Source organism: Dorea acetigenes (assembly GCF_025567385.1).
Classification (GTDB): Bacteria; Bacillota; Clostridia; order Lachnospirales; family Lachnospiraceae; genus Claveliimonas; species Claveliimonas acetigenes.
The window spans coordinates 1-20,956 of record NZ_JAOQJU010000003.1 but is presented as its reverse complement, the minus strand read 5'-3'; the positions used below and the strand labels follow the sequence as shown (position 1 = coordinate 20,956).

The 20,956-nt window shown below is 47.9% G+C and carries 23 protein-coding genes and 1 other annotated feature; of the genes, 21 read left to right on the top strand and 2 right to left on the bottom strand.

Annotation, left to right across the window (positions count from 1 at the left end; all coding sequences use genetic code 11):
• The first annotated feature begins 12 nt into the window (after positions 1-12).
• Positions 13-273: a binding site (T-box leader), on the top strand.
• A gap of 119 nt (positions 274-392) precedes the next feature.
• Complete coding sequence (gene tyrS, locus OCV99_RS04495; RefSeq protein WP_158368622.1) at positions 393-1,616, top strand: tyrosine--tRNA ligase; 1,224 nt, start codon at positions 393-395, stop codon at positions 1,614-1,616.
• 236 nt (positions 1,617-1,852) lie between these two features.
• Positions 1,853-2,362, top strand: a complete 510-nt coding sequence (locus tag OCV99_RS04490) for a flavin reductase (RefSeq protein ID WP_158368620.1) — start codon at positions 1,853-1,855, stop codon at positions 2,360-2,362.
• A gap of 18 nt (positions 2,363-2,380) precedes the next feature.
• On the opposite strand, the gene OCV99_RS04485 is transcribed toward OCV99_RS04490, so the two are convergent.
• Together OCV99_RS04485 and OCV99_RS04480 are read right to left on the bottom strand one after the other, a co-directional pair.
• A complete protein-coding gene (locus OCV99_RS04485; protein WP_158368618.1) occupies positions 2,381-3,337 on the bottom strand; it encodes a carbohydrate kinase family protein in 957 nt (318 codons plus the stop codon).
• Between the two features lie 27 nt (positions 3,338-3,364).
• Positions 3,365-4,678: an alpha-amylase family glycosyl hydrolase gene (locus OCV99_RS04480; protein WP_158368980.1), complete on the bottom strand. Its 1,314-nt coding sequence runs from the start codon at positions 4,676-4,678 to the stop codon at positions 3,365-3,367.
• Positions 4,679-4,961: 283 nt separating this feature from the next.
• On the opposite strand from OCV99_RS04480, the gene rplM reads away from it, so the two are divergent.
• The 19 genes from rplM (at position 4,962) to OCV99_RS04385 (ending at position 20,891) form a co-directional block, all read left to right on the top strand.
• A complete protein-coding gene (rplM, locus tag OCV99_RS04475) occupies positions 4,962-5,390 on the top strand; it encodes a 50S ribosomal protein L13 (RefSeq protein ID WP_158368615.1) in 429 nt (142 codons plus the stop codon).
• Positions 5,391-5,418: 28 nt separating this feature from the next.
• Positions 5,419-5,811 (top strand): 30S ribosomal protein S9, encoded by a 393-nt coding sequence (gene rpsI / locus OCV99_RS04470; RefSeq protein WP_158368613.1) that lies wholly within the window; start codon positions 5,419-5,421, stop codon positions 5,809-5,811.
• Positions 5,812-6,244: 433 nt separating this feature from the next.
• A complete protein-coding gene (locus OCV99_RS04465) occupies positions 6,245-7,075 on the top strand; it encodes a phage antirepressor Ant (RefSeq protein ID WP_002576413.1) in 831 nt (276 codons plus the stop codon).
• Entirely contained in the window at positions 7,072-7,239 is a 168-nt protein-coding gene (locus OCV99_RS04460) for a hypothetical protein (protein ID WP_171032223.1), read from the top strand. The genes OCV99_RS04465 and OCV99_RS04460 overlap by 4 nt, the downstream gene beginning before the upstream one ends.
• On the top strand, positions 7,220-7,894 hold the full coding sequence (locus OCV99_RS04455) for a helix-turn-helix domain-containing protein (protein WP_097772875.1): 675 nt from the start codon (positions 7,220-7,222) through the stop codon (positions 7,892-7,894). The genes OCV99_RS04460 and OCV99_RS04455 overlap by 20 nt, the downstream gene beginning before the upstream one ends.
• Complete coding sequence (locus OCV99_RS04450) at positions 7,891-8,736, top strand: ATP-binding protein (RefSeq protein ID WP_005929990.1); 846 nt, start codon at positions 7,891-7,893, stop codon at positions 8,734-8,736. Before OCV99_RS04455 ends, OCV99_RS04450 begins: the two co-directional genes overlap by 4 nt.
• 75 nt (positions 8,737-8,811) lie before the next feature.
• Positions 8,812-9,720: a ParB/RepB/Spo0J family partition protein gene (locus OCV99_RS04445; protein WP_005929988.1), complete on the top strand. Its 909-nt coding sequence runs from the start codon at positions 8,812-8,814 to the stop codon at positions 9,718-9,720.
• A gap of 13 nt (positions 9,721-9,733) precedes the next feature.
• A complete protein-coding gene (locus OCV99_RS04440) occupies positions 9,734-10,240 on the top strand; it encodes a hypothetical protein (RefSeq protein WP_129872642.1) in 507 nt (168 codons plus the stop codon).
• Positions 10,241-10,250: 10 nt separating this feature from the next.
• Positions 10,251-10,886 (top strand): DUF3846 domain-containing protein, encoded by a 636-nt coding sequence (locus OCV99_RS04435; RefSeq protein ID WP_129872641.1) that lies wholly within the window; start codon positions 10,251-10,253, stop codon positions 10,884-10,886.
• Between the two features lie 18 nt (positions 10,887-10,904).
• Complete coding sequence (locus OCV99_RS04430) at positions 10,905-11,387, top strand: PcfB family protein (RefSeq protein ID WP_005929980.1); 483 nt, start codon at positions 10,905-10,907, stop codon at positions 11,385-11,387.
• The gene (locus OCV99_RS04425; RefSeq protein WP_005929977.1) at positions 11,384-13,141 is read left to right on the top strand and encodes a VirD4-like conjugal transfer protein, CD1115 family; all 1,758 of its coding nucleotides are present in this window, start codon (positions 11,384-11,386) and stop codon (positions 13,139-13,141) included. Before OCV99_RS04430 ends, OCV99_RS04425 begins: the two co-directional genes overlap by 4 nt.
• Positions 13,142-13,349: 208 nt before the next feature.
• A complete protein-coding gene (locus OCV99_RS04420; RefSeq protein WP_033121798.1) occupies positions 13,350-13,490 on the top strand; it encodes a Maff2 family mobile element protein in 141 nt (46 codons plus the stop codon).
• Between the two features lie 661 nt (positions 13,491-14,151).
• Positions 14,152-16,071: a tetracycline resistance ribosomal protection protein Tet(W) gene (gene tet(W), locus OCV99_RS04415; RefSeq protein WP_158368611.1), complete on the top strand. Its 1,920-nt coding sequence runs from the start codon at positions 14,152-14,154 to the stop codon at positions 16,069-16,071.
• Between the two features lie 125 nt (positions 16,072-16,196).
• Entirely contained in the window at positions 16,197-16,388 is a 192-nt protein-coding gene (locus OCV99_RS04410; protein ID WP_000841357.1) for a hypothetical protein, read from the top strand.
• Between the two features lie 624 nt (positions 16,389-17,012).
• A complete protein-coding gene (locus OCV99_RS04405) occupies positions 17,013-17,411 on the top strand; it encodes a plasmid mobilization protein (RefSeq protein ID WP_082425540.1) in 399 nt (132 codons plus the stop codon).
• The gene (locus OCV99_RS04400) at positions 17,383-18,999 is read left to right on the top strand and encodes a relaxase/mobilization nuclease domain-containing protein (RefSeq protein WP_158368609.1); all 1,617 of its coding nucleotides are present in this window, start codon (positions 17,383-17,385) and stop codon (positions 18,997-18,999) included. Before OCV99_RS04405 ends, OCV99_RS04400 begins: the two co-directional genes overlap by 29 nt.
• A 185-nt stretch (positions 19,000-19,184) precedes the next feature.
• Entirely contained in the window at positions 19,185-19,379 is a 195-nt protein-coding gene (locus OCV99_RS04395; RefSeq protein WP_082425539.1) for a hypothetical protein, read from the top strand.
• Complete coding sequence (locus OCV99_RS04390) at positions 19,369-20,112, top strand: phage replisome organizer N-terminal domain-containing protein (protein ID WP_055246178.1); 744 nt, start codon at positions 19,369-19,371, stop codon at positions 20,110-20,112. The genes OCV99_RS04395 and OCV99_RS04390 overlap by 11 nt, the downstream gene beginning before the upstream one ends.
• Positions 20,109-20,891, top strand: coding sequence for an ATP-binding protein (locus tag OCV99_RS04385; RefSeq protein ID WP_158368607.1), 783 nt, complete (start codon positions 20,109-20,111; stop codon positions 20,889-20,891). The genes OCV99_RS04390 and OCV99_RS04385 overlap by 4 nt, the downstream gene beginning before the upstream one ends.
• Positions 20,892-20,956 lie beyond the last annotated feature (65 nt).

The following is a 20,956-nucleotide window of genomic DNA, read 5'->3' as shown; positions in this document are numbered from 1 at the left end:
AGTGAAGAGAACAAAAAGGCTTAGAAAAGAAGAAGTAGCAGTCGGGACCCCCATACAGAAAGCAGCCGGATGATGAGAGGCGCATGAAAGAACCAACTGCGAATACATCTTGGAGCTTCGCCCCGAAATCAGGGATTCAGACCAGAAGACAGTAGGCGGCGACGTAAGGCACACGTTATCGTGCATGGGCTGTAATAGCAGCTTACAGAGGCTGGTGATGAGAATCATCAGTAAAACAAGGTGGTACCACGGGAATAACGTCTCGTCCTTATTTAGTATAAGGGCGAGACGTTTTTACGTAAAGGCAAGGTACGTCAGCACGCAATTGGAAGGAAAGCGGCATAGGCGCCCGGGGTATAAAGACAAGGAAAAGATAAAGGAGAGGAAAGACAATGGGAATTTATGAAGAATTACAGGCACGGGGACTAATCGCGCAGGTAACAGATGAAGAAGTTATCAGAGACCTGGTGAATAATGGAAAGGCAACCTTCTATATCGGGTTCGATCCGACGGCAGACAGCCTTCATGTGGGACATTTTATGGCGCTTTGCCTGATGAAGCGTCTGCAGGAAGCGGGGAACAAACCGATTGCCCTGATTGGTGGAGGTACTGCCATGATTGGAGATCCTTCGGGAAGAACAGATATGCGTCAGATGATGACGCCGGAGACAATTCAGCATAATTGTGAGTGCTTTAAAAAGCAGATGAGCCGTTTTATTGATTTTTCTGATGGAAAGGCTCTTATGGTAAATAATGCGGATTGGCTGATGGATTTGAATTATATCGACGTCCTCCGGGAGGTGGGAGCGCACTTTAGCGTAAACCGTATGCTGACGGCAGAGTGCTATAAGCAGAGAATGGAAAAAGGCTTGAGTTTCCTGGAATTTAACTATATGATTATGCAGAGTTATGATTTCTATGCATTGTTCCAGAAATACGGATGTAATCTGCAATTTGGCGGAGATGACCAGTGGAGTAATATGCTGGGCGGTACAGAACTGATCCGTCGGAAATTGGGAAAGGATGCAAGCGCTATGACAATTACGCTGCTTCTTAATTCGGAAGGAAAGAAGATGGGAAAGACCCAGAGTGGCGCAGTATGGCTTGATCCCAACAAGACTTCACCATTTGATTTTTATCAGTATTGGAGAAATGTGGCTGATGCAGATGTGTTGAAATGTATCCGTATGCTGACGTTCCTTCCGTTGGAGGAGATTGATAAAATGGATTCCTGGGAAGGGGCACAGCTTAATACGGCGAAAGAAATTCTGGCTTATGAGCTGACGAAGCTGGTTCATGGAGAAGAGGAAGCGAAAAAAGCGCAGGACGCAGCAAGAGCGCTGTTCAGCCAGGGAGCGGCAGCAGATATGCCGACTGCAGAATTGACAGAAGAGGATATGGCGGATGGCAAGATTGATATCCTGACTATGCTGGTAAAGAGTGGGCTGGTTTCTTCCAAATCCGAGGCAAGACGTGCGGTTCAGCAGGGCGGTGTTGCCGTTGAGGGGGAGAAGGTGACGGATATTTATCAGGCTTTTACTGCAGAAGAAATGAAGGGAGAAGGTCTTGTTTTGAAGAAAGGCAAGAAAAATTTCCGGAAAGTAATTGTAAAATAGTTACCATTCACAGCCGATTTGAAATCCCAGATAGATTCGTCGTGCTTGCACGTAAGAAAATATCTGGGATTCCAAATCAGGACTGTGGAGCAGTCACCCCACCCGCATAAGCAGTCTTAGCTCCGCCAGGAGCGGGACTGGAGCATCGAAGATGCGACGAGTGCGTATGCTGGTGGGGTGCTGTGAATGGTAATGTAAAATAAGCAGTAAGACAGGATTTACAGGAGGACAGGAAAATGGCATTTAAAGAAATAGCAATTGATGAATTATCCTTCAACCCGTTTGATAAAATAGCAAAACAGTGGATGTTGATTACGGCGGGAAATAAAGAAGGGTCCAACACTATGACGGCAAGCTGGGGCGGGCTTGGTATTATGTGGGGGAAGAAGGTAGCCACTGCATACATTCGTCCTCAGAGATATACAAAAGAATTCGTGGACAGGGCAGAGATTTTCACCCTTTCTTTCCTTCCGGAAACCGAGCGGAAAGCTTTGAATATCTGCGGAAGCATCTCCGGCAGAGAAGTGAAGAATAAATGGGAACTGGCAGGACTTCATCCGTTTTATACAGACGGGACGGCAGGAGTGGAAGAAGCAGAGATGATTTTTGTGTGTAAAAAACTGTACCATCAGGAAATGAAGCCGGAGTGTTTTGACGCTCCGGAGAATGATGCAAAGTGGTATCCGGATAAGGATTACCATACAATGTATATTGCAGAAATCCAGAAGGTACTGGTGAAAGAATAGCGGGAAAGCCGCCCGGGATTAAGACATGGATTGGAAACGGTCAAATATTTGGGCAGCATCCTTGATTTTCCCGGCGGCTCCCACCGCCTCAATACAGATAGATGCCCCCGCATTGGCGAATTTCCCGCAATCTGGCAGGGACATCCCTAAATGCAAAGCATAGAGGAAGCATGCGGTAAAGGTATCTCCGGCGCCAGTGGTGTCAATGCAGTCTGCATATGGATAAGCGTCGATCCAATAACGCTGGTCAGCAGTCTTGATAAAGCAGCCCTTTGCGCCTGCTTTCAGGATGACATGCTTTACGCCGCAGGACAAGAATGCATCGGCAATCTCATCCCAGTCGGCAAGGCCGGTAAGAAGAGAAGCTTCTTCGTAATTAGGGAAAATGTAATCTAACAGTGCGAGACTTTCTTTCATATCCGTGAGAGTCTCGCCGTTTTTGCATTTTGTCATATCAGCGCAGAGAATAAGACCCTGCAGACCCTGCGCTTTTGCTTTTTCGAATAATTGTTTCATGGCATGATTATCAAAAGCAGGGGAGACAAAAATACTGGCGAAACAAAGATATTTTCCGTTTTTCAGAGCTTCTGCAGGGATATCCGGCAGAGAGAGTTTCCGAAGGCTTCCGTTTGGCGAAGTAATAAAATGCCGTTCACCCTGTCCGTCAACCAGGACAATATTTATCCCCGTATCAATAGAAGAATCTTCTATTATAAAGGCCGTGTCAATGTGAGAGCTTTGGCAGGCTTTTATGACTTGGGTTCCTGCCGCGTCCTGCCCGATTTTGCTTACCAGGCGGACGGAAGCGCCAAGTCCTGCCAGGACGGAGGCTTCGTTCATGGCGTCTCCGCCGGTGTTCATGGTGACTTTACCTGCAGCAAGGGAGCCGGAAGTAAATACATCTGCGCTTACAGGCTGCGCAAGAACATCCAGGATGGCAGCTCCTATGAGAATAAAATCCGTTTTCCTTTCCATATTGTCACGACCTTTCTTTTTCTATTTTCATTCATTTATCCTCAGGTATTGGATGCTGTACGGCTCCATTTCAAGCTGCCCGGTTAAGCAGATTTCTTTATCCGACAGCAGCTCTGTCATATGGCCGTTTAAGTCCCCGTGGTTAGCTGTAAAAGCATCCCCGGAAGCATTGATTGCCACCAGGATTTTCTCTTTATCAGACATACGTTCAAATACCAGCTGATGATTGGTGAGAACTACATTGCGGTAGCTTCCGTTGCAGAGAGCATCGCTGCTTTGGCGGATGGCAATTAGTTGTTTTATTAATTCTGTCAATTCATTTGGCTCCGGCTTCTCAAAGCATGGACGGAGTGCATAATCATTGTCAGGAGCCTTTACCCCTTCTTCGCCCCATTCGCTTCCGTAATAGAGACAAGGGATTCCCGGCATACCAAATAACAGACCATATGCAAGTGGGATATGGTTCTTATTCGTAAGGATGCTGGCAAGTCTGGTTACATCGTGGTTATCTACGAAACTCATCAAATGCTTGCCGCGATAAATACACCACTGATCCGCACCATACTGGCGATGGAGAGAATGGGCAATTTCAAACATATTCATAGAATTAAAACTGGAGAAAATACCCTTATAGCATTCATAGTTCGTACAACTGTGCAGCATCTCGTCATTTACAATTAGATTATAGTCGCCAAACAATACTTCTCCAATCAGGGCAAAACCCGGCTTCAGTTCCTGTGTGAATGAGCGGAGCCTGCGCATAAAATTATGATCCAGACTATAGGCAACATCAAGCCTCAAGCCGTCAATATCGAACGTATCTACCCAGAATTTTACGCAGTCCAGAAGATAATCCACGACGGCAGGGTTCTGAAGATTTAATTTAACCAGTTCAAAATGACCTTCCCAGCCTTCATACCAGAAACCGTCATTATATTGGCTGTTGCCGTCAAAATTGATGTGAAACCAATCTTTGTATGGAGAATCCCATTTCTTTTCCTGTACATCTTTGAAAGCCCAAAAGCCGCGCCCTACATGATTAAAAACACCGTCCAGGACAATTTTTACTTTATGTTCATGGAGATCCTTGCAGACATCGGCAAAGTCTTTGTTCGTTCCGAGACGGCAGTCGATATTCTTGAAATCCCTTGTATCATATCCATGGTTGTCTGATTCAAAAATAGGGTTCAGCAGAATAGAATCAATACCAAGTTCCTTAAAATAATCGCTCCATTCCATAAGTTTCCGGATGCGGGGGACGCATTCACCGTCGTTGCAGGTGGGAGCGCCGCAGAATCCGATGGGATATATTTGATAAAATACACTGTTATAAGCCCACATAAATAAAAACCTCGCTTTCATCATAGTTGAGAACTTCTGCCTCAACATCTTTATTTAGTTTATCACAGAAAAAGAAAAAGGAATACAGAAATCAGCAAAAAACCGACAAAAAACCTTGTGAAATTTGAAAGAAAATGGTTGACACACGTGGATGCGTATAATATAATAAAACAGCATGACAAAAAGAGAAACAGTTTGCAACCAAAGCCCCGGAGGCAGCTGATTTCAATATAAACTATTTTAGTAAAGTAAAGAGATGTAACGATTCACAGGAGGGAAACCAATGAAGACTTATATGGCTAGTCCAGACAAGATTGAAAGAAAATGGTATGTAGTTGACGCTGCAGAATATACATTAGGACGTTTAGCATCAGAAGTTGCTAAGGTTTTAAGAGGAAAGAATAAGCCTGAGTTTACACCACATATCGACACAGGTGATTATGTAGTAATTGTAAATGCAGAGAAGGTAAAAGTTACAGGTAAGAAACTCAGCCAGAAGATTTATTATAATCATTCCGAATATGTCGGAGGAATGAAAGAAACTACTCTGGCAGAGATGATGGATAAGAAGCCGGAGAAAGTTATTGAACTCGCAGTAAAAGGAATGCTTCCAAAAGGGCCTTTAGGAAGATCCATGATTAAGAAACTTCATGTATATGCTGGTCCAGAGCACAAACAGCAGGCTCAGAAGCCGGAAGAACTGAAATTTTAATTAGGAAGGCCGAAAGGAGGATATGAAAGTGGCTACAGCAAAATTCTACGGAACAGGAAGAAGAAAAAAATCTATCGCAAGAGTATATTTAGTACCTGGAACAGGTAAGATTACTATAAACAAAAGAGATATTGACGAATATCTTGGACTTGAGACATTGAAGGTTATCGTACGTCAGCCATTGGTAGCAACAGAGACAGACGGTAAATTTGATGTTATCGTAAATGTAAAAGGCGGCGGCTACACAGGACAGGCTGGTGCAATCCGTCACGGTATTGCGAGAGCGCTTCTTGAAGCAGACGCAGATTACAGACCGATACTTAAGAAAGCTGGTTATCTGACACGTGATCCGCGTATGAAAGAACGTAAGAAATACGGCCTCAAAGCCGCTCGTCGCGCTCCGCAGTTCAGCAAGCGATAATCTACAGCTTAATAATGCTAAAAAAGCCCGGAAATACGCCATTTTCCGGGCTTTTTCTATGCCTGAAATCGCCTGATTCCGATGGTGAAATTTGAGGAAATTTGACTTCAAATTAACCCATTTTGATGGGTTTACCATGGGTTTACGGCCTATTTTTGAGCCTAATGGGTGGGAAAATGGGTTTACAGAAGGCCATTTTGGAGGGGAAATTAGCCCCATATCCTTGACAGATTTTCGGCAAAAATCCGGCTGAAACGGAATGAAAAACAGTGTCAGGTTCGTTTGGCGAGTTCTGACGAATTCTGCAAAAATTTAATATCAGGTATCCTGTTACATAGAGCCTTGGCTCATTCTTTGAAAACGAGAATGGGTCGAGGCTCTATTTTTTTCGCCCGAAATCCGGCGAGACAAATTTGAGCAGGAGGTAACAGGTATGACGGATTTCAATCAGAAGACCCATGACACCGATGTGGGCAGTCATGGCGGACAGTCAAGGCAGATGATGGAGGTGTTTGAGAACCAGGAGTTTGGTTCGATCCGCGTGTTGCAAGAGGCGGGCAAGACCTTCTTCTGTGCAAGCGATGTGGCGAAAGCGTTGGGGTATGTGAATCCCTACGCCGCAGTGAAACGCCATTGCAGAGGCCCCCTAACGAAACGCGAGGGGGTCGTTCAGAAGGTGAATCAGTATGGAGATGCTGGAGAGCAGGTCGTTGAAATCTCCTTTATCACAGAAGGCGATGTTTACCGGCTGATCGTTCACAGCAAGCTGCCATCGGCAGAACGATTTGAACACTGGGTGTTTGATGAAGTTCTCCCGTCCATTCGCAAGCATGGTGTGTATATGAGCGATTCCATTTTGGATCAGGTGATTCAGCATCCGGAGGTCATCTACACACTGGCACAGGAGCTTGTAGCCGAGAGAGAGCAGCTTGAGGGTATCCGCAAACAGCTGGATGCGGCACAGCCCAAGGCAGACTACTTCGACACCTTTGTAAATTCGGAAGATTGCACCTGCATCCGGAATTTCTGTAAGGAAATCGGAATCCCAGAGAAGACGGCAGTAGCTCTCTTACTGGATCACCGCTATCTGTACCGCAGTCCAAGCGGCTGGCTGATGCCTTTTGCAGACAAATCTGCAAGGGGCTATTTTATTGTCCGGGATTGCTACGGCAGAAGCGGAAAACTGGTGCAGCAGACGAGAGTGACCTGCAAGGGAAAGAATCATCTCTTCAAGTTGTTTAAGAAATGGGGTGTGATCGAATGACGCTTTTTACAGAGGGACGCCTTCAGGCGTTTGAACGCATGATGCAGGATACCGGCAAATACCATCGACGGGAGGACAGCGAAGATCGTTCGCGCAAATGTCCGAAGAAAAAAACGGAGCCTGCGAAAAAGGATGGTGAGCACCATGCCGGTATTCAGGGTTGAGAAAAACAGCAATTACACAACGATGTGCAATTACCACCTGCGGGATCAGGGTCTCAGCCTGAAAGGAAAAGGACTTCTCTCTATGCTGCTTAGTTTACCGGACACATGGAACTATTCGGTACGGGGATTATCTTCGATTACACCGGATGGCGTAGATGGGGTGCTTACAGCTCTGAAAGAACTGGAACGTCTTGGATATCTGGAAAGGAACCAGCAGCGTGAGAGTAACGGTCGGATGGGCAGAGCGGAGTATGTGATCTATGAGATGCCAAGGAAAAAGCCGTGTTCGGAATCACCGTGTACGGAAAAGCCGTATACGGTAAATCCGGATACGGACACACCGGTTACGGAAAATCCCGCGCAATTAAGTACTAATAGAACAAGTACTGAAACAATCAATAAAAGAGAGAAGAAGGAAATCCAGCACCGGTATGGCTCATACGAAAATGTCCTTCTCTCTGACACGGAATACGGCAAGCTCCGGCAGGAGTTCCCAGGAGATTATCAGATGCGGGTGGAACGGCTCTCTGAGTATATGGCTTCCACCGGCAGGAGCTACAAAAATCACCTTGCCACAATCCGGAGCTGGGCAAAGAGAGAAAAGCCGAAGTATAACCCGGCAGACTACACATTTGAGGAAGGAGACAGCCTATGAGCGACATGGTGCCTGAAGTATTGAATGCGGCGTTGGATTCGCTCTTTACGCCGAAAGAACCCGGAGAGCAGGAATACCAGGGCGTGGACGGACTGCTGTATTGCCGGAACTGTCATACTCCGGTGCAGTGCAGGGTAAAGCTCTGGGGCAGAGACAAGATTGTTCCCTGCCTTTGCAGATGCCAGCAGGAAGCGATGGCGGAAAAGAAACGCCAGGATGAACTGGTGGAGCGGCAGCGTAAAATCAGGCAGCTGAAAGCAACTGGGATTCAGGAAAAGCATCTTCTGGAATGGAATTTTGGCGTTGCAGAAGACAACAAGGACATCCAGATGGCAAAACGTTATGTGGAGCAGTGGAAAAAGGTCAAGGCTGAAAACCTTGGCCTTTTGTTATGGGGAGATGTCGGAACCGGAAAGTCCTTTGTGGCGGCATGTATAGCAAATGCGCTGCTGGATCAGGGCATTCCGGTTTTGATGACGAACTTCTCCAAAATCCTGAACCAGATGGGTGCCATGTATTCGGAAGAACGATACCGGTATATCGCTTCGTTTTCCAACTATTCTTTGCTGATTCTGGATGATCTGGGAATTGAGCGCAGCACCGAATATGCGCTGGAGCAGGTCTACGCTGTCATTGATGAGCGGTATAAGTCCGGGCTTCCGGTCATTATCACAACCAATCTGAAAATTGCAGAAATCCGCAATCCGCAGGATGTGGCATACGCCCGGATTTACAGCAGGATTCTGGAAATGTGTACGCCGGTGCGAATCAGCGGAGAGGACCGCAGAAAGAGCATTGGAAAAGAAAAACAGCAGGTCGTTAAGGAGGTACTTGATCTATGAAGTGCAAGGCAAAAAAGGCGTTTTTCGCAGGTAAGAATGACATCTATCACCGCTGGAAGGAGGTTAAGAAGCTGAATGGCAAAAGCAAAAACCAGTATTACAACAGAAAACCGCAGTGGCTCAGCTGCCGACGCTGCGGCTAAGGAGAAGCGGACGGAGATGCCGCTTTCTGACCTGCATCCTTTTGAAGGGCATCCCTTTAAGGTGCTGGATGACGAGCTGATGGAACAGACCGTAGAGAGCATCAAGCAGATCGGTGTGGTATCACCACTGATTGTCCGACCTGACCCGGAAGGCGGATTTGAAATTCTTTCAGGACACCGCAGACTTCATGCGGCGCAGCTGGCAGGTTTGGAGACTGTGCCGGTCATCGTCAAGGAAATGGACGATGATGCAGCAATCATCTTTATGGTGGACAGCAACTTGCAGCGGGAGAATATTCTTCCCAGCGAGAGAGCGTTTTCCTACAAGATGAAGTTGGAGGCGATGAAACATCAGGGTCAGAGAAAAGATTTGACTTCGGAGCAATTTGCACCGAAGTTGTCTACGGAGATTATTGGTGAAGCTGTTGGAATGAGTAAGGATACGGTTAAACGCTATATCCGCCTTACCAACCTGATTCCTGAAATTTTGGATATGGTGGATGAGAAGAAAATCGCCTTTAATCCGGCGGTGGAGTTGTCTTACCTGAAACCGTCTGAACAGAAGGAATTTCTGGAGGCAATGGACTATGCACAGGCATCTCCATCCCTGTCGCAGGCACAGCGGCTGAAGAAGCTCTCACAGGAGGGCGGCTGCACGTTGGATGCCATGTGTGAAGTGATGAATGAAATCAAAAAGGATGAGCTTGACCATGTGACGATTAAAAACGAGGTTCTTCGGAAGTATTTCCCGAAATCCTATACGCCGAAGCAGATGCAGGACACGATTATCCGGCTGCTGGAAAAATGGCAGCGAAGTAAACAACGAGATATGGAACGATGAGAAGGAGATTTTTATGATGATGAACTTTAAGAAGAATCAGAACAACGCAGTGTGCAGCATGGATTGCAAGAACTGCCCGCACGGTGCATCGCAGCCCAATCCGATGGATGATTCCATGTTTGAGAAGTCCATTGCGATGCTTCATAACTGGCTGATGCTGGAGGCAATCCGTGAAGATCACCCGAAGGAGCGCATTGTGATGGTGATCCTGCCGGGGGCTGGCGGCGAACTCCTGACCGAGGATGGCAGTCGAGACATCTTTGAGGATGTTTACGATGAGATGGAGGCTGATCTGGTGGCAGATGGGGAACTGCTTCTCCATTATGATAAGAGCGATGTGATCGAGACTGACAGAACCCGCTATCTGTTGGGAGCTGCGGAGGTTTCGGAAATCGACCAGAACGGCAACGAATGCAGCATCAATCTGTTTACGCTGGAACGCACCATCGACTATGTGAACGAGAACCTGACGGTGGTTTCCATTGGCGGCGAGTTGGTTCCGGCACTGCGCCTGATCTAAGGAGGTGCCTATGAAGAAATTTGATGTGGAGATTACAGAGACTCTCCAGAGAAAGGTTTCCGTGGAAGCTGCCTCACAGGAAGATGCGGAACGCATGGTGACGCAGGCGTGGAACAATCAGGACTATGTTCTGGATTCCGGCGATTTCACCGGTGTGGATTTCAAGACCGTGGGAGAACATGAATTGGCAGAGACCAGGACAATGGATGTGCTGCTGGTACAGCCCAATGCCTATCCGAAGAAAATCAGTGTTGGCACGGAGCTGGAAGATTTGCAGGCCATGGTCGGCGGCGATATTGAAGTCACCTATCCATTTGAGGATGAAGTGGCCATTATTCTGAATGAATCCGGCAAAATCAATGGTCTGCCGCTGAACCGTGCGATTTACACCGAAGACGGGGATATGCAGGACATTTATGCCGGTGATTTTCTGGTGGTAGGGTTGACAGAGGATGACTTTGGTTCTCTGACTTCGGAGCAGATGCAGAAATTTGAGGAGCAGTTCCATCAGCCCCAGATGTTCGTTCGTATGGGGCGCAGCATCATGGCGATTCCGGTTCCGGATGACATGATGAAGAAGATGGAGGAAAAGGCTGCAAAGCCCCAAGAAAAGAGTAAACCGGCACCGGACCGGGACAGTTTGTAAGGAAGGAGGCGGAGATTCATGCAGGAAGAAGTTGAAAATCGTACCGTCAATCTGGCAATCAGTACCACGAAACTGACATTTCGCACTATCGTGAATGGCTATAATGCGTGGAAACGGCACCATCAGGCAAAGGCGGCTCAGAAATCAGCGCAGATGCCGCTTGGAAAGCAGAGCATCAAAGAACTGATCGGTCAGAATCAGGGAGTCAGCAGTATCCCCATTGAGAAAACGGATTTGAAAGGCTTTGAACAGGTGGCGCGGAAATACGGTGTGGATTATGCCATTACGAAAGACCAAAATGTGATTCCACCCAAGTACACGGTGTTCTTTAAGGCGAAGGATGCGGATGCACTGACTTCCGCTTTTGAGGAATTCACCAACCGCAAGCTGAAAGCAAAGGAAAAACCGAGTGTTCTGGAGCAGCTTAACAAGCTCAAAGAACTGGTGGCTGCAATTCTGCCGGATAAGGTTCGTCACAAAAGTCAGGAGCGTGATCTATGAGTAATAAGACCAAGAAGCTGCTGATCCTGAACCTGCCGTACTTCATTGCCGGTCTTGTATGTACCAATCTGGGAGAAGCGTGGAGAATTGCCGAGGGCGCAGACATGTCTGAAAAGCTCCTCGGCTTTCTTTCTGCCCTGGGTGCAGCATTTTCCAACCCGATGCCAAGTCTGCATCCGCTGGATTTGCTGATTGGTGTGTGCTGCGGAGCGGGTCTGCGGCTTGCTGTGTATCTGAAAGGCAAAAATGCCAAGAAATATCGTCATGGTATGGAGTATGGCTCTGCCCGGTGGGGTACGCAGAAAGACATCGAACCGTTTGAAGATCCAGTGTTTGCAAACAATGTGATTCTGACCCGGACGGAGCGGCTGATGATGGGCAATCGCCCGAAGAATCCGGCAAATGCCAGAAACAAAAATGTGCTTGTGGTCGGCGGTTCCGGCAGCGGTAAGACGAGATTTTGGCTTAAACCCAACCTTTTACAATGTCACAGTTCCTACGTGGTCACTGACCCGAAAGGTGATATCGTAATCGACTGCGGCCAAGCCCTTTTGAAGAACGGATACAGTATCCGGATTTTCAATACTATCAATTTCAGAAAGTCGATGCATTATAATCCCTTCGCGTATATTCACAGCGAAAAGGATATTTTGAAGCTGACCACAACCCTCATTGCCAACACTAAAGGGGACGGCAAGGCCGGTGACGAATTCTGGACGAAGGCAGAGACCTTGCTGTATTGTGCTTTGATTGGTTATATCCATTATGAGGCACCGCTGGAAGAGCAGAACTTTGCAACGCTGATTGAATTTCTGAACGCGATGGAAGTGCGCGAGGATGATGAAACCTTTCAGAATCCAGTGGATCAGATGTTTGAAGCTCTGAAAAAGAAAAAACCGAACCACTTTGCTGTCCGCCAATATGCCAAGTTCAAGCTGGCGGCGGGCAAGACCTTAAAGTCGATTCTGGTGAGCTGCGGTGCACGTCTGGCTCCCTTCGATATTGAGGAAGTCCGCGATATCACCATGTACGATGAGCTGTCGCTGGATACGGTGGGAGATAAGAAAACGGCTCTGTTCCTCATTATGAGCGATACAGACCCGACTTTTAATTTCCTGATTTCGATGATCTATACACAGCTGTTTAACCTGCTGTGCGAGAAAGCGGATGATATTTACGGCGGCAGATTGCCGGTGCATGTGCGCTGCCTGATTGATGAGTGTGCGAACATTGGTCAGATTCCAAATCTGGAAAAGCTGGTAGCCACCATCCGATCAAGAGAAATCTCGGCATGTCTGGTACTTCAGGCACAGAGCCAGTTGAAGGCAATCTACAAGGACAATGCCGATACCATCATCGGCAATATGGATTCTCGTATTTTCCTTGGCGGTTCGGAGCCGACTACGCTGAAAGAGCTGAATCAGGCATTGGGAAAAGAAACGATTGATTTGTACAACACTTCCGATACCAGAGGCAACAGCCCATCTTACGGCACCAATTACCAAAAGGTTGGGCATGACCTGGCTTCGGTGGATGAACTGGCTGTGCTGGATGGCGGAAAGTGCATTTTGCAGCTGCGCGGTGTCAGACCGTTCAAGTCAGATAAATACGATCTGACCCAGCATCCGAACTACAAGCTCACTGCCGGTGCTGATAAGAAAAACACGTTCAGCATCGAGACGTTTCTCGATCATCGGCTGAAGCTCAAGCCCGGTGATAAGTACGAAGTAGTTGATGCAGATCATGCCAAATAAGTTTGTTCCGGTGACGAAGATGTCAAGGGTACGCTGCTGGTAACAGAATAAGATAAGGGGCGGCGAGCTGCCGCCTCTTTACATAGCCAGGTTTCTGATTGGGATTGGAGACCTGGCTATATGTTTGCCCATTTGCAGGTGCACATGCAGATGGAAAATCACTATTCATCAGCCCATAAGGGCGCAACGTACAAGGAGGTACACATTTATGGCATTTTTCAACAGCGCAGTAACCGTTCTTCAGACCCTCGTTATCGCACTGGGTGCCGGCCTCGGCATCTGGGGAGCGATCAACCTGCTGGAAGGCTACGGCAACGACAACCCTGGTGCCAATGCTCATGTACGGTAAAGAAGCAAGCAACCGAAAACAATAGATAGACCGCCAGCACTACACTATTCCGAACCAAAGACCAAAAGATAAGCATTTTGAGAAAATCTAAACTTTTGGATTTTCCTACAATGCCGACTACGGCGGAATCCCTCCCACTCCTTATATATTTCTTTCTGTATACATTGAATTTGTATTTAGTAAAATGCAGACAACACCACGGATCGGCTTTTGGCTGGACAATTCCAACCAAACACCGCAGCAGACAGTAGAAACCATTCTGAACGTTAGGAAGCCGGTATGATTGTTACATATAAGGGGAAGAAAAATTTCTTTTAGATACTTGTTTTCCTAAAACTGATGTGATATAATACTGATGTGATATAATAATTCAATTCCAGAAAAGGAGTAAAAAATATGCGGCAAGGTATTCTTAAATAAAACTATAATCAAATAGTGGGAACAAAGGATTATGATAGTCCCTTTTGTAGGGGCTTAGTTTTTTGTACCCAATTTAAGAATACTTTTGCCTTATCAATTTTGACATATCCCCAAAAACAGCACTCACAAACAGGTGTATGCTGTATATGTGTATGTCCGCAAATTATCATCCCCAGTGGTAAAAGTATTTTACTGCTGGGGATTTTTATGCCCTTCGGGGCAGTAAAGGGAGGACAATCACATGAAAATAATCAATATTGGAATTCTTGCCCATGTAGACGCTGGAAAGACGACCTTGACGGAGAGCCTGCTATATGCCAGCGGAGCCATTTCAGAACCGGGGAGCGTCGAAAAAGGGACAACGAGGACGGACACCATGTTTTTGGAGCGGCAGCGTGGGATTACCATTCAAGCGGCAGTCACTTCCTTCCAGTGGCACAGATGTAAAGTCAACATTGTGGATACGCCCGGCCACATGGATTTTTTGGCGGAGGTGTACCGCTCTTTGGCTGTTTTAGATGGGGCCATCTTGGTGATCTCCGCTAAAGATGGCGTGCAGGCCCAGACCCGTATTCTGTTCCATGCCCTGCGGAAAATGAACATTCCCACCGTTATCTTTATCAACAAGATCGACCAGGCTGGCGTTGATTTGCAGAGCGTGGTTCAGTCTGTTCGGGATAAGCTCTCCGCCGATATTATCATCAAGCAGACGGTGTCGCTGTCCCCGGAAATAGTCCTGGAGGAAAATACCGACATAGAAGCATGGGATGCGGTCATCGAAAATAACGATAAATTATTGGAAAAGTATATCGCAGGAGAACCAATCAGCCGGGAAAAACTTGTGCGGGAGGAACAGCGGCGGGTTCAAGACGCCTCCCTGTTCCCGGTCTATTATGGCAGCGCCAAAAAGGGCCTTGGCATTCAACCGTTGATGGATGCGGTGACAGGGCTGTTCCAACCGATTGGGGAACAGGGGAGCGCCGCCCTATGCGGCAGCGTTTTCAAGGTGGAGTATACAGATTGCGGCCAGCGGCGTGTCTATCTACGGCTATACAGCGGAACGCTGCGCCTGCGGGATACGGTGGCCCTGGCCGGGAGAGAAAAGCTGAAAATCACAGAGATGCGTATTCCATCCAAAGGGGAAATTGTTCGGACAGACACCGCTTATCCGGGTGAAATTGTTATCCTTCCCAGCGACAGCGTGAGGTTAAACGATGTATTAGGGGACCCAACCCGGCTCCCTCGTAAAAGGTGGCGTGAGGACCCCCTCCCCATGCTGCGGACGTCGATTGCGCCGAAAACGGCAGCGCAAAGAGAACGGCTGCTGGACGCTCTTACGCAACTTGCGGATACTGACCCGCTTTTGCGCTGCGAGGTGGATTCCATCACCCATGAGATCATTCTTTCTTTTTTGGGCCGGGTGCAGTTGGAGGTTGTTTCCGCTTTGCTGTCGGAAAAATACAAGCTTGAAACAGTGGTAAAGGAACCCACCGTCATTTATATGGAGCGGCCGCTCAAAGCAGCCAGCCACACCATCCATATCGAGGTGCCGCCCAACCCGTTTTGGGCATCCATCGGACTGTCTGTTACACCACTCCCGCTTGGCTCCGGTGTACAATACGAGAGCCGGGTTTCGCTGGGATACTTGAACCAGAGTTTTCAAAACGCTGTCAGGGATGGTATCCGTTACGGGCTGGAGCAGGGCTTGTTCGGCTGGAACGTAACGGACTGTAAGATTTGCTTTGAATACGGGCTTTATTACAGTCCGGTCAGCACGCCGGCGGACTTCCGCTCATTGGCCCCGATTGTATTGGAACAGGCATTGAAGGAATCAGGGACGCAACTGCTGGAACCTTATCTCTCCTTCACCCTCTATGCGCCCCGGGAATATCTTTCCAGGGCTTATCATGATGCACCGAAATACTGTGCCACCATCGAAACGGTCCAGGTAAAAAAGGATGAAGTTGTCTTTACTGGCGAGATGCCCGCCCGCTGTATACAGGCATACCGTACTGATCTGGCCTTTTACACCAACGGGCAGAGCGTATGCCTTACAGAACTGAAAGGGTATCAGGCCGCTGTCGGCAAGCCAGTCATCCAGCCCCGCCGTCCAAACAGCCGCCTGGACAAGGTGCGCTATATGTTTCAGAAGATAATGTAACGTCTTGCGCAATGCAAGCGTTCATTGCTGGCTATTGCGAAATATCATTGATCTATTCCTAAAGGAAGCAGGTCATAGTATAATAGAACCAACGACAAATATACTTTTAGGGGAGATATAGCAATATGAAAAGTAATAAATACTTAACTATTGGCTTATTAACAGGATTTATTGTCGGTGGTTGCATAGGTGTGTTGGCATGGGCGTTTTTGCAAAATCTTTTTGCTATTTCTATTTGTGCAGGTATCGGAATGTTGATTGGAATTGTTATAGGTACATTGATTGATTATGAAAAAAATAATCATCAAGAGAAATAGAAAAAATGCACAATGCCTTAAAGGGAAAACAGGAATTTATTGTGCTATCCATCATCGGGCCAACCTGACCTGAACTTTCAAAACTGAATATCCACCGCCCATCGGCGGCCAGCGAAAGCAGTAAGTCTGAAAAAGATTTGCTGCTTTTTTCTTTATCCGTTTGGCAAAATCGCAAAGTCATCCGTAGTAGGTAGGTGAAGCCGGAAACAAAAAATTTTCTGCGGCGGTAGCCAAATCTGCATTTTCTGTATTTCTAAGGCAAAGGAAAATTTGAGAAAATTCCCGGCAAGCGGGTAGCTGGCGGCCTTTGAAATGTATCTTTAGCGGAAAGAAAGAACTGCGGGTAAAAATCGCCCCACGCCGTAAGATTTTTGCAGAAATCCGGCCAAAACAGGCGGCAGCTATACGAGTAGTAAGTGCAAGGGGAAATCTACGGCTTACTTAGAGCAAGATTCTACCACGGTGCCAAAATCCGCATATCTGCGGTTTTGCCCCTTTGGTAAATCTTGTTGGGGAGTGCCTTCCCCAAACCCTGCTATGCGGCATTCGCCGCTTGAGAATCCCACCGAAAAATACTTAAAAAATCGCCCTCAAAACGGCGGTAAGTGAAAGGAGTTGATACCCATAGGAAAGCGATACAATACGCCCCACCGAAGCCGTGTTGTCAAGACACGCATGACCGAGGAAGAATATGCTGACTTCACAGAACGGCTAAAGAACTATGACATGAGCCAAGCCGAGTTTATCCGGCAAGCCATAACAAGGGCGACCATTCGCCCCATTGTTACCGTGTCCCCGGTCAATGATGAACTGCTGTCCGCTGTTGGCAAGCTGACCGCAGAATACGGAAAAATCGGTGGCAACCTCAATCAGATCGCACATTCTCTCAATGAATACGGAACGCCCTATAATGCCCTGTCCGTTGAGGTGAGAGCCGCCATTTCCGACCTTGCCGCCTTGAAGTTTGAAGTCTTGCGAAAGGTAGGTGACGCTGTTGGCAACATTCAAGCATATCAGCTCTAAAAATGCGGACTACGGTGCAGCCGAGCAATATCTAACCTTTGAGCATGACGAGTTTACCATGAAACCCGCCCTTGACGAAGCCGGGCGGCTCATACTCCGGGAGGACTACCGAATAGCCACTATGAACTGCGGCGAGGAAGATTTTGCCGTTGCCTGTATGCGGGCAAATCTCCGATACGGCAAAAACCAAAAACGGGAAGATGTGAAAAGCCACCACTATATCATTTCCTTTGACCCATGGGACGCAGCGGACAACGGATTGACCGTAGACAGGGCGCAAGCATTGGGCGAGAAATTTTGTGCCGAACATTTCCCCGGACACCAAGCCATTGTCTGCACCCACCCGGACGGACACAACCACAGCGGCAATATTCATGTTCACATCGTTATCAATTCCCTGCGGATTGAAGAAGTACCCCTATTGCCCTACATGGACAGACCGGCAGACACCCGTGCCGGGTGCAAACACCGATGTACGGACGCCGCTATGGAATACTTCAAAGCCGAAGTCATGGAGATGTGCCACCGGGAAAATCTCTATCAGATTGACCTGCTCCACGGCAGTAAAAACCGCATTACCGAGCGTGAGTATTGGGCACAGAAGAAAGGGCAGCTTGCCCTTGATAAAGAAAATGCCGCTGCTCTTGCCGCCGGACAGCCTGTAAAGCAGACCAAGTTTGAAACCGACAAGGCAAAATTGCGGCAGACCATACGAAACGCCCTTGATAGGGCTACCACCTTTGATGAGTTTTCCGAAATCCTCTTACAGCATGGAATATCCGTCAAAGAGAGCCGAGGGCGATTGTCCTACCTTACCCCAGACAGGACAAAACCCATTACCGCCCGAAAACTGGGAGATGATTTTGACCGTGCCGCCGTTCTTGCCCTTTTGGAGCAGAACGCCCAAAGAGCCGCCGAAAAGACCGCACCCATACCCGAATACCATACCGCTGAAACAAACCGCACAGAGCGAGGAAAAACGCAGAAAATCGCCCCGACAGGCAACATTCAGAGAATGGTTGACCGTGCGGCGAAGCGAGCCGAGGGAAAAGGTATCGGCTATGACCGTTGGGCGGCTGTCCATAACCTCAAACAGATGGCGGCTACCGTTGCCGCTATGGAACAATACGGCTTTACCCCGGAGGAACTGGACGCAGCCCTTGTGTCTGCCAATGCGGATTTACACAGCAGCACCGCCAAGCTGAAGCCCATTGAAACGGCTATCCGTGAGAAAAAGGACTTGCAGAAACAGGTGCTTGCCTATGTCAAGACAAGAGATGTGCGGGACGGATTGAAAAAGCAGAAAACCGATAAGGCACGCAAAGCCTACCGGGAAAAGCATGAAAGCGACTTTATCATAGCAGACGCAGCCGTAAGATATTTTCGGCAAAAAGGCATTACCAAGCTGCCCACCTATAAATCGTTGCAGGCTGAAATCGAGCAGCTTACCGCCGAGAAAAACGCCCTTTACAACGAGTACCGGGCAAATAAAGAGCGTGTCAGAGAGTTGCAGACCATGAAAAGCAATCTTTCCCAAATGCACCACGGCGAGCCGAGCCGACAGAAAAAGCATGAACAGGAGCGTTAAAAACCGCCCCGAAATGATACCGAAACCAAACAAAAACAGGGATATGCCCTTACCCCTATCCGCAATACTACCCAACCTCAAAACAGGGCGTACAGGGCAAAAAATCCCCGAAAATGATACCGAGAAGATACAGTTTTCACGCCCTATCCGTGACACCTACGGAAACGGCAGAAAGGAGCGTACCAATGCCACGCATGAGCAATAAACGGCGGCTTGAATGGAGCTTTTTCCTCAACCACCGAAACCGAATTACCTATAACGACCTTTGCCGGAGTTGCACCTACGATTGCAAGCAGAGTTTTCGAGCCGTGATTATCCTCTGCCCCCGGTATTACTCCAAGCGTTGGAAACCAAAGGAGGACACCGCCTATGGCAGATAACCGCAAATATTATTACCTCAAACTGAAAGAAAGCTATTTTGATGATGACGCTATCGTGCTGTTGGAGAGTATGCCGGACGGTATTCTCTATTCCAACATTCTTTTGAAGCTGTACTTAAAATCGCTGAAAAACGGCGGCAAGTTGCAGCTTGACGAGAATATCCCTTACACAGCACAGATGATCGCCACCCTTACCCGACAGCAGGTAGGCACAGTAGAACGGGCATTAGGGATTTTCCAGCAGTTGGGGCTTGTGGAGCAGCTACACGGCGGTTTGCTCTACATGACCGATATTGAACTGATGATAGGTCAATCCTCTACCGAAGCGGAACGAAAACGGGCGGCAAGGCTTGCAAACAAGGCTTTGCCACCGCCCCGGACAAACGGCGGACATTTGTCCGACAATCGTCCACCAGAGATAGAGATAAAGAAAGAGATAGATATAGAGATAGAAAAAGAGAGAGATTTAGAAACGGGACAAGCCCCCGCCCGCTGCTATGGCAGATACAACAATGTATTTCTTTCCAATACGGAGCTTGACGAGCTGAAAGCGGAACTGCCCGACAAGTGGGAGTATTATATTGACCGCCTATCTACCCATATAGCGTCCAAAGGAACGAAATACCGTAGCCATGCAGCCACGATATACAAGTGGGTGCAGGAGGACGAAGCCAGGAAACCACCGAAAAAAGGCATACCCGATTACACCTTTAAGGAGGGCGAGAGTTTATGAGTGAACTTTTTACCGATACCGTTTTGAATATGATGACTGCCACCGCTGACCCGGAGGACTACACAGGCGAGGATGGTCTTCTTTACTGCGGCAAGTGCCGCACGGCGAAAGAAGCCTACTTTCCTAAAGAAACCATTGCATGGTTGGGGCATGACAAACACCCGACAGAATGTGACTGCCAACGGGAAAAGCGTTTGGAGCGTGAAGCTGCCGAGGAACGCAGGCGACACCTTGACACCGTTATGGAACTGAAACGCCGGGGCTTTACCGACCTCACCATGCAGGAATGGACTTTTGCACATGACAACGGCAAATGCCCACAGATGAGCAAGGCACATTTATATGTGGAGCATTGGGAGCAGATGAGAGAAAACAACTATGGTCTGCTCTTGTGGGGCAAGGTAGGCACAGGAAAAAGCTATTTTGCCGGGTGCATTGCCAATGCCCTTATGGAACAGGAAATCTCCGTCCGCATGACAAACTTTTCTGCGATATTGAATGATTTGACCGCCAGCTTTGAGGGGCGAAACGAGTATATCGAGCGTCTTTGCCGTTTTCCTCTGCTGATACTTGATGATTTTGGAATGGAGCGTGGCACGGAGTACGGTTTGGAACAGGTCTACAATGTAATTGACAGCCGATACCGCAGCCGCAAGCCGCTGATTGTCACCACCAATCTAAGCCTTACGGAACTGCAAAATCCACAGGACACCGCCCACGCCCGTATCTATGACCGAATGCTTGAAATGTGTCTGCCTGATTTTGTCAAGATTAGTTGACACATTTTCCTCAAGGATTTTGTACCCTATGCTGCTTCTTTCAGGGAATCATAGTATTGCTGTCG

What these genes read in the sequence shown, in the direction of transcription:
- tyrS (WP_158368622.1), top strand. Translation starts at nt 393, where the DNA reads ATGGGAATTTATGAAGAATTACAGGCACGGGGACTAATCGCGCAGGTA.
- OCV99_RS04490 (WP_158368620.1), top strand. Translation starts at nt 1,853, where the DNA reads ATGGCATTTAAAGAAATAGCAATTGATGAATTATCCTTCAACCCGTTT.
- OCV99_RS04485 (WP_158368618.1), bottom strand. Translation starts at nt 3,337, where the DNA reads ATGGAAAGGAAAACGGATTTTATTCTCATAGGAGCTGCCATCCTGGAT.
- OCV99_RS04480 (WP_158368980.1), bottom strand. Translation starts at nt 4,678, where the DNA reads ATGTGGGCTTATAACAGTGTATTTTATCAAATATATCCCATCGGATTC.
- rplM (WP_158368615.1), top strand. Translation starts at nt 4,962, where the DNA reads ATGAAGACTTATATGGCTAGTCCAGACAAGATTGAAAGAAAATGGTAT.
- OCV99_RS04465 (WP_002576413.1), top strand. Translation starts at nt 6,245, where the DNA reads ATGACGGATTTCAATCAGAAGACCCATGACACCGATGTGGGCAGTCAT.
- OCV99_RS04460 (WP_171032223.1), top strand. Translation starts at nt 7,072, where the DNA reads ATGACGCTTTTTACAGAGGGACGCCTTCAGGCGTTTGAACGCATGATG.
- OCV99_RS04455 (WP_097772875.1), top strand. Translation starts at nt 7,220, where the DNA reads ATGCCGGTATTCAGGGTTGAGAAAAACAGCAATTACACAACGATGTGC.
- OCV99_RS04450 (WP_005929990.1), top strand. Translation starts at nt 7,891, where the DNA reads ATGAGCGACATGGTGCCTGAAGTATTGAATGCGGCGTTGGATTCGCTC.
- OCV99_RS04445 (WP_005929988.1), top strand. Translation starts at nt 8,812, where the DNA reads ATGGCAAAAGCAAAAACCAGTATTACAACAGAAAACCGCAGTGGCTCA.
- OCV99_RS04440 (WP_129872642.1), top strand. Translation starts at nt 9,734, where the DNA reads ATGATGATGAACTTTAAGAAGAATCAGAACAACGCAGTGTGCAGCATG.
- OCV99_RS04435 (WP_129872641.1), top strand. Translation starts at nt 10,251, where the DNA reads ATGAAGAAATTTGATGTGGAGATTACAGAGACTCTCCAGAGAAAGGTT.
- OCV99_RS04430 (WP_005929980.1), top strand. Translation starts at nt 10,905, where the DNA reads ATGCAGGAAGAAGTTGAAAATCGTACCGTCAATCTGGCAATCAGTACC.
- OCV99_RS04425 (WP_005929977.1), top strand. Translation starts at nt 11,384, where the DNA reads ATGAGTAATAAGACCAAGAAGCTGCTGATCCTGAACCTGCCGTACTTC.
- OCV99_RS04420 (WP_033121798.1), top strand. Translation starts at nt 13,350, where the DNA reads ATGGCATTTTTCAACAGCGCAGTAACCGTTCTTCAGACCCTCGTTATC.
- OCV99_RS04410 (WP_000841357.1), top strand. Translation starts at nt 16,197, where the DNA reads ATGAAAAGTAATAAATACTTAACTATTGGCTTATTAACAGGATTTATT.
- OCV99_RS04395 (WP_082425539.1), top strand. Translation starts at nt 19,185, where the DNA reads ATGCCACGCATGAGCAATAAACGGCGGCTTGAATGGAGCTTTTTCCTC.
- OCV99_RS04390 (WP_055246178.1), top strand. Translation starts at nt 19,369, where the DNA reads ATGGCAGATAACCGCAAATATTATTACCTCAAACTGAAAGAAAGCTAT.
- OCV99_RS04385 (WP_158368607.1), top strand. Translation starts at nt 20,109, where the DNA reads ATGAGTGAACTTTTTACCGATACCGTTTTGAATATGATGACTGCCACC.